Source organism: Rhizobium terrae (assembly GCF_003425685.1).
In the GTDB taxonomy this organism is placed as follows: Bacteria; Pseudomonadota; Alphaproteobacteria; order Rhizobiales; family Rhizobiaceae; genus Neorhizobium; species Neorhizobium terrae.
In genome coordinates, this window is the sequence record NZ_QJKM01000004.1 from 36739 (window position 1) to 49038 (window position 12300).

10 protein-coding genes are annotated in these 12300 nt (G+C 61.8%); 8 read left to right on the forward strand and 2 right to left on the reverse strand.

What is annotated here, in order from left to right; genetic code table 11:
* Positions 1-36 precede the first annotated feature (36 nt).
* Entirely contained in the window at positions 37-1524 is a 1488-nt protein-coding gene (locus DMO26_RS08120) for an aldehyde dehydrogenase (protein ID WP_117191540.1), read from the reverse strand.
* A 196-nt stretch (positions 1525-1720) separates the two neighbouring features.
* Here DMO26_RS08120 and DMO26_RS08125 point away from each other — a divergent pair, with 196 nt between their 5' ends.
* The 8 genes from DMO26_RS08125 to DMO26_RS08160 all read left to right on the forward strand — a co-directional run bounded on the left by DMO26_RS08125 (position 1721) and on the right by DMO26_RS08160 (position 10986).
* Positions 1721-3166, forward strand: coding sequence for an aldehyde dehydrogenase family protein (locus DMO26_RS08125; RefSeq protein WP_117191541.1), 1446 nt, complete (start codon positions 1721-1723; stop codon positions 3164-3166).
* Between the two features lie 7 nt (positions 3167-3173).
* Entirely contained in the window at positions 3174-5096 is a 1923-nt protein-coding gene (locus DMO26_RS08130; RefSeq protein WP_162894770.1) for an MOSC domain-containing protein, read from the forward strand.
* 235 nt (positions 5097-5331) lie between these two features.
* On the forward strand, positions 5332-6753 hold the full coding sequence (locus tag DMO26_RS08135; RefSeq protein ID WP_117191543.1) for an aminotransferase family protein: 1422 nt from the start codon (positions 5332-5334) through the stop codon (positions 6751-6753).
* Positions 6750-7727, forward strand: a complete 978-nt coding sequence (locus DMO26_RS08140; protein WP_205421188.1) for a 3-hydroxyacyl-CoA dehydrogenase NAD-binding domain-containing protein — start codon at positions 6750-6752, stop codon at positions 7725-7727. Before DMO26_RS08135 ends, DMO26_RS08140 begins: the two co-directional genes overlap by 4 nt.
* 5 nt (positions 7728-7732) lie before the next feature.
* Positions 7733-8515, forward strand: coding sequence for a BKACE family enzyme (locus DMO26_RS08145; RefSeq protein ID WP_117191919.1), 783 nt, complete (start codon positions 7733-7735; stop codon positions 8513-8515).
* A gap of 2 nt (positions 8516-8517) precedes the next feature.
* Positions 8518-9438, forward strand: coding sequence for a siderophore-interacting protein (locus DMO26_RS08150; protein WP_117191544.1), 921 nt, complete (start codon positions 8518-8520; stop codon positions 9436-9438).
* Positions 9439-9448: 10 nt separating this feature from the next.
* Positions 9449-9568 carry a capsid protein gene (locus tag DMO26_RS33605; RefSeq protein WP_162894771.1) on the forward strand — a complete coding sequence of 40 codons (120 nt, stop codon included), beginning with the start codon at positions 9449-9451 and terminating at the stop codon, positions 9566-9568.
* A gap of 38 nt (positions 9569-9606) precedes the next feature.
* The gene (locus tag DMO26_RS08160) at positions 9607-10986 is read left to right on the forward strand and encodes an aspartate aminotransferase family protein (RefSeq protein WP_117191546.1); all 1380 of its coding nucleotides are present in this window, start codon (positions 9607-9609) and stop codon (positions 10984-10986) included.
* 23 nt (positions 10987-11009) lie between these two features.
* On the opposite strand, the gene DMO26_RS08165 is transcribed toward DMO26_RS08160, so the two are convergent.
* Positions 11010-12236 carry a serine hydrolase domain-containing protein gene (locus DMO26_RS08165; protein WP_117191547.1) on the reverse strand — a complete coding sequence of 409 codons (1227 nt, stop codon included), beginning with the start codon at positions 12234-12236 and terminating at the stop codon, positions 11010-11012.
* Positions 12237-12300 lie beyond the last annotated feature (64 nt).

Here is a 12300-nt window from a genome sequence, read left to right on the forward strand (position 1 = left end):
CTTGCGAACCTGCCTTTTTGAAAAATGGAAGTAGTATCAGGTCCGGTAACGGACCCAGGTGGTCTTCAGGGCGGTGTATTTCTCGATAGCATGCCGCGAGAGGTCCCGTCCCGAGCCGGATTGCTTGAAGCCGCCGAACGGCACCGCGGGACTGACCGGATCGACAACATTGACGGCCACGACGCCGGCATTGAGGCGCGAAGATACGCGATGTGCCCGCGAAAGGTCGTCGGTGAAGATCGATGCAGCCAGACCATAGATGCTGTCGTTGGCCATGCGGATCGCCTCGTCTTCCTCGCGGAACCGAATGACGGAGAGCACCGGGCCGAAAATCTCGTCCCGGGCAATCGTCGCATCGGGCCGCACGTCTGCAAAGATCGTCGGTTCGATGAAGCTGCCTTTGCCGTTGACGGACGTTGTCTTGCCGCCGGTCACCAGTGTCGCGCCCTTGCCGCCCTCCTCGATAAAACGCATGACGTTGCGCGCATGGTTTGCATCGACCATCGCACCGAGCCCCGATCTGGTGTCGAGCGGATCTCCGGGCAGGTAACCCGGAATGCGTTTCAGCAGCAAGTCGAGGAAGGCTTTCTCGATGCTTTCATGCACGAACAGCCGCGACGAAGCCGAGCAGACCTGGCCTTGGTTGTAGAAAATGCCGCTGGCGACCTGATCGGCTGCCGCCTCCAGATCCTGGCAGTCGGGGAAAACGATAACCGGTGACTTGCCGCCGCATTCGAGCCAGACCTGCTTCATGTTGGTTTCGCCGGCATACCGCAGGAACAGCTTGCCGACCGCAGTCGAGCCGGTAAAAGCGAGGCAATCGACATCCATATGACGGCCGAGCGCCTGGCCCGCCGTCTCGCCGAAGCCGGGCACGACGTTCAGCACGCCTTCCGGCAACCCGGCTTCCAGCGCCAGCTCGGCAAGGCGGATTGCGGTGAAGGGCGATTGTTCGGCCGGCTTCAACACCACGCTATTGCCTGCGGCAAGCGCCGGCGCGCATTTCCACACGGCCATGTTCAACGGGAAATTCCACGGTACCACGGCACCGACGACGCCGAGCGGCACACGGCGGATCATGCCGATATTGCCTTCCGGCAGCGGAGCCATCTCGTCATAAACCTTGTCAGCCTCCTCCGCATGCCATTGCAGGATGTTGATGGCGGCCGGGACATCATTGCCGGAGGCATCGCGAACCAGCTTGCCCATATCGAGGCTTTCCATCGCCGAAAGCGCGGCCATTTCGGCGCGCATCAGTTCGGCGAGACGCAGCATGACCGTCTTGCGCTGTGCCGGCGGCCGGCGGCTCCAGCTGCCGCTCTCGAAAGAGGCTCGGGCCGAAGCGACAGCCAGGTCGATATCAACGGCACCACCTTCAGTCACCTCGGCAAGCGCCTCACCGGTCGCAGGATTGATCGAGGTGAACGACTTTCCCGAACGGGCTTCGACCCTGCGTCCGCCGATGACCGCCTGGGTAGGAAGAGTCAGCGAGCGGGCGGTTTCATGCCAGTTCCGGGTGGTCATTCAGAGCTCTCCTTCTTGAGTTTTCCAGACACACATCGACGAAATAAGAAGACAAATCACTATTCTTTTCAACATGAACATGTAGATACAAGATGTGATATTGCGTGATCTGCGATCGCACTATATGGATGGCACAGATAAAAGCCAAGCGGCATCGCGTCAATTCCGCGAAAATCATTTTCTCAGGGGGATCCCCATGACCGGAAGCCTTAGCATAAGACCCAATTTTATCGGCGGCGTGCGGGTGGCCGCGACCGGAGGAACCCGAAATATCAGCCCCTCGGATCTCTCGGATGTGATTGGCACCTATGCCGAAGGCGATGCGGCGCAGGTCGAGGCTGCCGTCACCGCGGCCCGCGCCGCCTTCCCGACATGGTCGCTATCCACCCCGCAGCAACGCTTCAACATTCTGGACAAAGCGGGCAATGAAATCCTGGCGCGGGAGGAGGAACTCGGCCGCCTGCTCAGCCGCGAAGAGGGTAAAACTCTTCCCGAAGGACGTGGCGAGGTGGCGCGTGCGGGCATGATCTTCAAATACATGGCCGGCGAGGCGCTGCGCAATCCGGGCGATGTACTGCCCTCTGTCCGGCCGGGAATTAAGGTGGAGGTGACGCGCGAGCCTGTCGGTGTCATCGGCATCGTGACGCCTTGGAATTTCCCGATTGCCATTCCCGCCTGGAAGATCGCCCCGGCGCTCGCCTACGGCAATACGGTGGTGTTCAAGCCGGCCGAGCTTGTGCCGGCTTCAGCATGGGAACTCGTCGACATTCTCCACCGTGCCGGACTGCCGGGCGGCGTGCTAAACCTCGTCATGGGTGCGGGGCGTATCGTCGGCCAGGCGATCCTCGATCATCGCGACGTCGATGCCGTATCCTTCACCGGCTCGGTCGCAGTCGGCCGCTCGGCAATTGCCACCGTCGCCGGTCGTGGCGCCAAGATGCAAGCGGAAATGGGTGGCAAGAACCCGTTTGTCGTGCTGGACGATGCCGATCTCGAGGTGGCGGTCGAGGCCGTGGTGAATGGCTCGTTTTATTCGACCGGCCAGCGCTGCACGGCATCGAGCCGCATCATCGTCACCGAAAATATTCACGACCGCTTCGTCGCTGCCGCAAAGGCAAGGCTCGCCCATGTCAGGGTCGGTCATGCGCTGAATGCCGATACGGATATCGGGCCGGTCGTCGACAGGCGGCAGTTCGAGCAGGATCTGCGCTATATCGAACTCGCCCGCGCCGAGGGCGGCATTCTGGAGACGGGCGGCGAGGTCATCGAGCGCGATACGGACGGGTTCTTCCTGCAGCCGGCGCTGTTTTCCGGCACCGACAATTCCATGCGCATCAATCGCGAGGAGGTGTTCGGCCCCATTGCCTCCGTTATCCGGGTGAAGGATTACGAGGAAGCGCTGGCCGTTGCCGTCGATACGGATTTCGGGCTTTCCTCCGGCATCGCGACGACATCGCTAAAACATGCGGAGCATTTCAAGCGCCATGCGCGGGCCGGCATGGTGATGGTCAACGTGCCGACGGCAGGGGTCGATTATCATGTGCCGTTCGGCGGCATTCGCGGTTCGAGTTATGGCCCGCGCGAACAGGGCGCCTATGCGCGCGAGTTCTACACCAACGTCAAGACCGCCTACACCGCGTGAGCCCTCGATGAGCGCAAAAATTGCCCGACTAAGCGGGCTTCGCCTTTATCCGCTGAAATCCGGCGCCGCGATCGATATCGCGACGGCGCAGGTAGAGCCGGAAGGTCTGGCCGGCGACCGTTCGCTGATGGTCGTGGATCAGGCCGGCGAGTGCATCACCTCCCGCCGCTTTTCCGCGTTGCTGACCCTGCGCTGTGTTCTGGAGGGAGACGAGGTGATCCTTCTCGCGCCCGGCCAACCCCCTTGCGTGTTTTCGCGTCGGGGCCTGCTGCCGGTCGTTCATGTCGCCACCCGCATCTGGGGTCAGGAGGTCATGGTGCTCGACGCAGGAGACCGGGTGGCGGAATGGCTTTGCGACTTTCTCGGATCTCCGCTCAGGCTGGTTCTCAAGGGGCCGGATACCGTCCGACCGCTGGGTCTGGGGGACGGCGGGATCGTCAGCTTCGCGGATACGGCGCCGCTGCTTCTGATCGGCGAAGCGTCGCTGGCCGATCTCAACGCCTATATCGAGACACCGGCCGAAATAGCCCGCTTCCGTCCCAATCTCACGGTCTCCTCAACCAGCCCTTTCGCTGAGGATAGCTGGGGACGCATCCGTATCGGCGAGGTAGAGTTCGAGGTCGCCGGCGCCTGTGATCGCTGTGTAGTAACGACGCTCGATCCGTTGAGCGGCGCCGGCCGCGAAGACCGGGAGCCGCTGGCGACACTGGCGAGGCGCCGCCGCGGCATGGACGGCAAGCTCTATTTCGGGCAGTTCCTCATTCCGCGCTCGCAAGGGCGCATTTTCGTCGGCGATACGATCGAGATACTGTCGCGCAAGCGGTCGGTGGAGCTGGCGGAGCCGCAGCCGATGCGGCGTATTTCCCGGCAGGACGCCTCGGCGCCGGCGCGGCGGCAGGCGCAAATCTCGCTGATCTGTACCGGAACGACCCGCGAGACACCCGACATGACGACATTCCGTTTCAGGGCGGAGGACGGTTTGCCAATCGTCTATCGTGCGGGCCAGTTCGTCACCCTGCATCTCGATATCGACGGAGCATCCGTTTGCCGCAGCTATACGGTGTCGTCCACGCCGTCGCGCGTCGGCATCCTTTCGATCACCGTCAAGCGGGCCACGGAGGGCCTCGTCTCCCGATGGTTACACGACACGCTGAAGCCGGGAGGCAGGATCATGGCCGCCGGACCGCATGGCCGGTTTCACATCGATGCGGCAGGCGACGCGCGAAAACTGTTCATGGTTTCGGCGGGAAGCGGCATCACGCCAATGATCTCGATGCTGCGCTACATCGCCGACATGGATCTTCCGCATGACGTGACTTTTCATCACAGCGCGAGACAACGCGACGATCTGCCCTTCATGGACGAACTGGCTGCCATAGGACGCCAAATGGACGGGCGCCTACACCTTTCCTTCAACCTCACCGGAGAGGCGGATGTCTCGGCCGCGGAAAAAACCCATGCCGGTCGCTTCGATCTGGGGATGGCCAAGGCTGTTTGCCCCGATATTGCCGAACGGGTGACGATGTGCTGCGGGCCATCCGGCTTCCGGCAGGCCGTGAAGGCGATCCACCACGACGTGGCGCCCGGAGGCCTCTATATCGAGGAGAGCTTTGGCGCCGACGGCGAAGCGTCGCCGGAAGCCGTTCCCGCGCCCTATGAGACGATTTTTGCAATGAGCGGTGTCTCCAGGCAGGGAGAGGGCACCGACACCATCCTGCAGCTTGCCCGTCAATCCGGCATCGACCTGCCGGCGGATTGCGAGGCCGGCATCTGTGGGACATGCCGGTGTCGCGTTGTTTCAGGGCAATGGCGCATTGCGCCCAATTGCGCCGATCCCGAGCGCCTGGCTCTCACTCCGGCCGAGAAGGATGCCGGCTGGGTTCTAGCCTGCAGCACGCAGCCTATCGGCCGGATCACCATTGACCTCTGATGAAATCGGTGTGCAGTTTTTTCGCCATGTAGGCAAAATCTACGTCGCCCTCAATTTTTTAGGGTCATTATTTTATCTTTATAAATCAGTCTAATAAGAAAAATACGTGCGCCGAAAATGCATTAACCGGGTTTTTTCCTGGAATCCTATTGTGCGATCTGCGATCGCGATATAGCGTTAGTAAAAACAAGTAATCGCCTTGTCAAAGGCGGAGCGACGCAAGGATTGGAAAACGATGGACGGCCTGAGCGGCATACCGGCTGAGAGCGGCAACATGAGTCTGGTAGACAGGGATCGGGAGGCGTTTTTCCATCCCTTCACATCGATCAAGGACCAGAAGACCAACGGCGCCATCGTGATGACTGCGGCGGAAGGCTGCCGTATCCGCGATGCCTCAGGCAGCGAATATCTCGATGGCGCAGCCGGCCTCTGGTGCGTCAATGTCGGTTACGGCCGCACGGAAATCGCCGATGCGATCCATGCGCAGTCCAAGGCCCTGCCCTATTTCCACACGTTCAACACCATGGCCAACGATCCGGTCGTCCGTCTGTCGGAAAGGCTGCTGGGGCTTGCGCCGGCCAACATGAAACGGGTCTTCTACGGCTCTTCTGGCTCCGACGCCAACGACACCGCCGTCAAGATGCTGTGGTCCTACAATATCTGCCGCGGCAAGCCGGAGAAGAAGAAGATCATCTCCCGCGCCTATGCCTATCACGGCGTATCCGTTGCATCCGGCAGCCTTACCGGTGTACCGATGGTGCATCAGTATTTCGGCCTGCCTCTCGAATTTGCCAGACATGTCTCGCGGCCGGATCTCTATCGCGACGCGCCGGCACGGGGCTTTTCCTCGCAAGAGGCCTATTCTTCATTCCTGGCCCGGGAACTGGAGGAAATGATTCTTGCCGAGGGACCGGAAACCGTTGCCGGTTTCGTGGCCGAGCCGGTGATGGGCACAGGTGGCGTGCTGCCGCCGCCGAGGGGCTATTTCCAGGAGATCAAAAGGGTTCTGGACCGCTACGATATCCGCATGGTCGCCGACGAGGTGATCACCGGTTTCGGGCGTCTCGGCCAGTGGTTCGCCTGTGATAGCTACGGCATCGAACCCGATCTGATTCTTGCGGCCAAGGGCCTGACGAGCGGCTATCTGCCGCTTTCGGCCGTCATTGTCGGCGAGAAGATCTGGCGGGTGTTCGAGGCGGCCTCCGATGACGGTCGCGCTTTTGCCCATGGTTTCACCTATTCCGGCCATCCTGCCTGTGCCGCCGCGGCCATGGCCAATCTCGACATCATCGAACGGGAGAACTTGGTGCAGCGGGTCGCCGAAATCGCTCCGGATTTCCGCTCGATCTTTACCGGAAAACTGCTCGATCTCGACATCGTCGGCGACATCAGGACTGCCGGGCTGATGATGGGCATCGAACTGGTGGCAAACAAGGGCGAGAAACGTGCCTTCCCAGCGGCGGCGAAGATCGCCGGCCGTGTATCGCTCGCCGCCCGCCGCCACGGCCTGTTGCTTCGCGCCCTGCCGAATTCCGACGTGCTGGCGCTGTCGCCACCCTTCACCGTGTCGCATAAGGACATGGAGATGATTGCCGAACGCGCCCGCGCAGCTATCGTAGGCATCACCGCCGAATTGAGGCAGGAAGCGTTGTTATGACCGGTATAACCTATAGATCGGAGACGATCCGCTCCGTCGCCGTTGTCGGCGCCGGGCTGATCGGCGGCGCCTGGGCAGCGTTCTTCCTTAGTCGCGGTCTTGATGTGAAGGTGTTCGATGTCGATCCGCATGGCAATGAAAAGCTGCACGAAACAGTCGCCCATGCGCTGGCTGACCTCGAGCAGCTCGGGCCGGTGAATGTAGCCGGCACTGATCGCCTGACCTTTTCGACCGATCTCGTGGCCGTGCTCAAAGACTGCGATTACGTGCAGGAAAATGCACTGGAAAAGCTATCGCTGAAGCAGGCGCTCCTGAAGGAAATCACGGATCTGACCCCTGCCGATGTGGTGATCGGCTCCAGCACGTCATCCTTCCGGCCGAGCGAGCTGCAGGCGGGTGGCGGGGATGCAGCCCGTATCGTGGTCGCTCACCCCTTCAATCCGCCGCATCTCCTGCCGCTGGTCGAAATTGTCGCCAGCCCCGCCAGCGATCCGGCGGCGCAGGATGCCGCCTATCGTTTCTTCGAACGGCTCGGCAAGGCGCCGATCCGCATCACTCGCGAGGCCTCGGGTCATGTCGCGAACCGCATGACGGCGGCGCTGTGGCGCGAGGCGGTCCATATCGTGGCGGAGGGCATTGCCAGCGTCGAGGATGTCGACAGGGCAATCCGCTTCGGGCCCGGCCTGCGCTGGGCGATCGACGGGCCGCACATGCTCTATCACCTGGGCGGTGGTGAGGGCGGCATCGAACATTATCTCAGGCATCTCGGCCCGGCGCAGGAAGCGCGCTGGCGCACGCTCGGCAATCCCTCGCTGACCGACGATGTTCGGCAACTCCTTGTAGATGGTGTGAAGGCGGAAGCGGCCGGTCGCAGCATTGGTGCGCTCGGCGCGCGGCGCGACCGCAATCTGATCGCCCTGCTCAAGGTACTGGAAGCGGAAGACCGCCGGCAAAGGGACGAGGCAGCGGAGTGAAGACGATGGAGTTGCCGCGCATCATGGTGGCGCCGACCGGCGCTAGGCGAACCAAGGCCGATCATCCGGCCTTGCCGATGACGCTGCGCGAAATCGTCGATTGCGCGAGGGCCTGCCGTGCCGCAGGCGCGGACGCCATTCATGCGCATATCCGCGACGATCGGGGCGAACACAGCCTCGATATTCGGCGCTACGGCGAGCTGGTCGAGGCGTTGAACAGGGAAGCGCCGGGCATGACTGTGCAGATTTCCACGGAAGCTGTCGGTCGCTACAGCCCTCCAGAGCAGATGGCGCTGGTGCGCACGCTCCGCCCGCCCTTCGTATCGGTCGCCCTCAGGGAACTCATCCCAGGCGATGACGGCGCCGGAACGGCAGGCGCTTTTTACCGCTGGTGCGCGCAGGAGCACATTTCGGTCCAGCATATTCTTTATGACGCCGCCGACGTCATGCGGCTCGCAAGCCTGCAGGAGGCAAAGCTGCTGCCGGCCGGAAAGCTGTCGGTAATCTATGTTCTCGGCCGTTATTCCGTCACCCAGGAAAGTACACCGGACGATCTTGTTCCGTTCATGGAGGCAGCGGAAGCCTTTGCGCAAGTGCCGGACTGGATGGTCTGCGCTTTCGGTCGCGGAGAGACGGCCTGCCTCGAAGCGGCGCTGAGGCGGAGCGGCAAGGTGCGCGTTGGCTTTGAGAACAGCCTGTGGCATTCAGATGGCAGTGTCGCCGTTTCGAATACTGAGCGCGTCGCGGCAATCCGCACCATTGCGGATCGCCTGCCACCGGGAGAGTGAACATGGATGCACGCGTTGAAACACCTTACCGCATTTTCGACGTCACGCTTGGAAGGCGAACAATCCTTTCGCCCAACATGGCCCGGTTGACCTTTGTCGGTCCGCAGGTAAGGCAGATGGCGACTTTGGCGCCGGATCAGCGCATCAAGATCTTCTTCCCGTCGCCGAACGGCTTGCCGCCGGCCATCCCGCATCGGGCCGATTGGTATGACCTTTATAAATCGACACCGGTAAAGGACCGCGCGCCAATGCGGACCTACACGATCCGATATCTGCGGGCCGACGAATGCGAGGTCGATATCGATTTCGTGCTGCATGGCGACAACGGACCTGCATCCCGCTGGGCCGGCGCCGCCAATCCTGGAGACCCGGTGCAGATTTCCGCTCCCAACCGCGCTCATCATGGCGGCAACCAGGGTTACGAATGGAAACCGCCGGCAGGTGTTCGCAACGTCCTGCTGATTGCCGATCTGACCGCCGTACCAGCTGCAATCGGGGTGCTGGAAGAGCTTGCCGGATTGTCTGCTCCACCGGTGACCCAGGCCTTCTTCGAAATACCGGAGCCGGATGATCGCCTGCCTGTCCCCGTCTGGGAAGGCTTGAGCCTGCACTGGATGGTCCAGTTGGAGGCGGCGGCAGAACACAGGGCCTATGGTGCCCTTATGATCGACGCGGCGGCCAGGGCCAACCTGCCGCAAGGCGCATTCTCGACCGAGGCTCCGCCGGACCTGCCGGAGATCGATGTCGATACCGTCCTGCCCTGGGATCGCGCCGATACGAAAAGCGATAGCTTTTACGGCTGGGTGGCGGGTGAATCAGATGCCGTCCGGCGAATTCGCAATCTTCTCGTCAAGGAGCGCGGCGTCGAGCGCACGCTCGTCAATCTCATGGGTTACTGGCGGCACGGCCGCGTTCGCGACTAGGATCCTTTTAGTGCCGGGCAATACACACATCAAGGACGGTTTCGTTTCCACGCCATCGGCGCGGACGCTCTATGCCGATCTGCTGCGCCTGTGCGCCCGCATCGGTTATTCGCCACCCCTGTCCTTCTGAAGGACCTTCGGAAATCATCCAGGACAAGGATTATCACAATGAATATCCAGAAATATTCGCTGGCAGATCTCCAGCGCATCGACTCCACTCATTTTCTCCACCCGTTTACCGATCATAAGGAACTGCGCGAAAAGGGCGCGCGGATGATCGTACGCGGCGAAGGCCCGTACATCTATGACAGCGAAGGCGCCGAAGTCCTCGACGGCATGGCTGGTCTCTGGTGTATGAATGTCGGTTACGGCCGTACGGAACTGGCAGATGCGGCTGCAGCGCAGATGCGCGAACTACCGTTCTACAATTCCTTCTTCAAATGCACGACGCCGGCGCCCGTACAGCTTTCCGCCAAACTGGCCGAACTCGCGCCGCCGAACATGAACCAGGTCTTTTACGGCTCCTCGGGTTCGGAAGCCAACGACACGGCGCTGCGTCTTGTGCGGCACTTCTGGGCGCTGGAAGGCAAGCCGTCGAAGAATATCGTGATCTCACGCAATTACGGCTATCACGGCTCCACCATTGCCGGCGCCTCCCTTGGCGGCATGCCGGACATGCATAAGCAGCTCGGCGGCGCCGTGCCGAACATCGTCCATGTGATGGCGCCTTACGCCTTCGACCTGGCGCTGCCCGGAGAAAGCGACCATGATTTCGGCCTGCGCGCGGCCCGCGCGGTCGAGGATGCGATCCTTGCTGTCGGCGCGGAGAATGTTGCCGCCTTCATCGGCGAGCCGATCATGGGAGCCGGCGGCGTCAAGATTCCGCCGGCGAGCTACTGGCCGGAAATCCAGCGGATCTGCGATAAATACGACGTGCTGCTGATGCTGGACGAAGTGATCACCGGTTACGGCCGTACAGGCGAGTGGTTCGCCGCGACGAGGTTCGGCATCAAGGCCGACACGATCACCACGGCCAAGGCACTCACATCCGGTTATCAGCCCCTCTCGGCCCTGTTCGTCGGTGATCGCATCGCCGAGACGCTGGTCGAAAAAGGCGGCGAGTTCTATCACGGCTATACCTATACCGGGCATCCGGTCTGCTGCGCCGTGGCGCTGAAGAATCTGGAGATCATCGAGAGCGAAGGGCTTGTCGAACGGGTCCGCACGGAGACGGGACCATATCTCGCACAGCAACTCAACGCGCGGCTTGGCGATCATCCGCTGGTCGGCGAAACCCGCTCCGTGGGCCTGATGGCGGCGATCGAAATCGTCAGGGAAAAGGGCACACGCGAACGCTTTAAGCCGACAGGATCGGCGGCGACCATGGTCCGTGACAATGCGATCGCCAATGGCCTGATGGTGCGCGTCGTGGAGGATACCATCATCATGGCGCCGCCGCTGATCTGGACCCGCGAGACCATCGACCTTGCCTGCGACCGGCTGGCTCGGGCACTGGAGCTTTCGGAAGCGTCGCTCGCCGCCAAGTGATAGGATGGTCGGACCGTCCGGCGCTATGCCGGCCGGTTCCGCTCCGCCACCTGACCGATCAGATATCCGCGGATCGCGTGGATTGCCGCCAGCAGTTCCTTCGTCCGGTCGATACTGGCATGTTCAGGCCAGGTCGAAAACTTCACCACCGCAAACGCATTGTCCGGATCGCAATAGATCATCTGGCCGAAGACGCCGCGCGCCATCAAGGTGCCGCGTGCTGTATCCTCGATCCAGGTCTGATTGCGATAGGCGCCATTCGGAAATACCGTTCGATAGATGCCCTGATAAAGTTCACCCGAGGCCTGGCGCGTGTCCTCGATCCACCACCGGGGGATGATCTGCCTGCCGTCACGGGCTCCGCCGTTCAGCAGCAGCTGGGCGAAACGGCCAAGATCCCGCAATGAGGCGCAGAGCCCGCCATCGGCTAGTGCCATGCCGGCCCGGTCAACGGTGATATAGGCATCCTCCTCCGCGCCCATCGGCGCCCAGATCTCCCGGCTCACGAGTTCCGCCAGCGATTCTCCGGCTGCCCGCTCCAGGATGAAGCCCAGTACATCGGTTTCGATGGAACGGTATTTGAACAGCTCGCCATGCCGGCGCTCGCGCTCGTCGAGCGTCAGGATCAGCCCCCACATCGTGTTCGGCCAGTCCGGGCGGGTATATTCCTTCCAGCCGCAGGCGAGATCGACCTTCTGCATGTGGGAACCGGGCGTGGTGTAGGATTCGTCGAAGGCCACACCGCTGGTCATGTCGAGAAGATGCCGAACCGTCGCGCCACGATACGCCGTCCCGTCCAGTTCCGGCAGGTAATCGGTCAACCGCCCATCGGTATCGAGCAATCCCTTTTCCGCCAGAATGCCCGCCAGCATGGCGATCACGGTCTTGGTCACGGACATGGCCAGATGCTGGCCGTGTGGCTTCATGCCGTTCCGATAGGACTCGGCGACGATCGCTCCCTCATGCAGGACCAGGAAGCCGTCGGTGAAACTGGCGTCGATAAACTCTCCGATCGTTCGTTCCGCGCCGGCGAACTCGTAGCGCAAGCCGGAAAGATCGACCGGCTTTTCCGGCAGCGCCATCTTCGGTCCCTCGCCGCGCCAGATCTGCGCTGTGGGCGTCATTTCCCGGATATGCTGGAACGTCCAGCGGTGGTGCGGCGGCAGATCCCAGTCATCGCGCGGAATGATCGGCGCGCCGGGCTTCAAGGGATCGCGCGGACCGGACTTTTCGGAGGCGGTATCGGACACTGTATTTTCCCATTCTGGCAGGTATTCCCTACCATCGACCCTTCTTGTTCCTATTATCGGAAAA

Excerpts from the sequence above, each read along its gene's own strand:
- DMO26_RS08120 (WP_117191540.1), bottom strand. The coding sequence starts at position 1,524 with ATGACCACCCGGAACTGGCATGAAACCGCCCGCTCGCTGACTCTTCCT.
- DMO26_RS08125 (WP_117191541.1), top strand. The coding sequence starts at position 1,721 with ATGACCGGAAGCCTTAGCATAAGACCCAATTTTATCGGCGGCGTGCGG.
- DMO26_RS08130 (WP_162894770.1), top strand. The coding sequence starts at position 3,174 with ATGAGCGCAAAAATTGCCCGACTAAGCGGGCTTCGCCTTTATCCGCTG.
- DMO26_RS08135 (WP_117191543.1), top strand. The coding sequence starts at position 5,332 with ATGGACGGCCTGAGCGGCATACCGGCTGAGAGCGGCAACATGAGTCTG.
- DMO26_RS08140 (WP_205421188.1), top strand. The coding sequence starts at position 6,750 with ATGACCGGTATAACCTATAGATCGGAGACGATCCGCTCCGTCGCCGTT.
- DMO26_RS08145 (WP_117191919.1), top strand. The coding sequence starts at position 7,733 with ATGGAGTTGCCGCGCATCATGGTGGCGCCGACCGGCGCTAGGCGAACC.
- DMO26_RS08150 (WP_117191544.1), top strand. The coding sequence starts at position 8,518 with ATGGATGCACGCGTTGAAACACCTTACCGCATTTTCGACGTCACGCTT.
- DMO26_RS08160 (WP_117191546.1), top strand. The coding sequence starts at position 9,607 with ATGAATATCCAGAAATATTCGCTGGCAGATCTCCAGCGCATCGACTCC.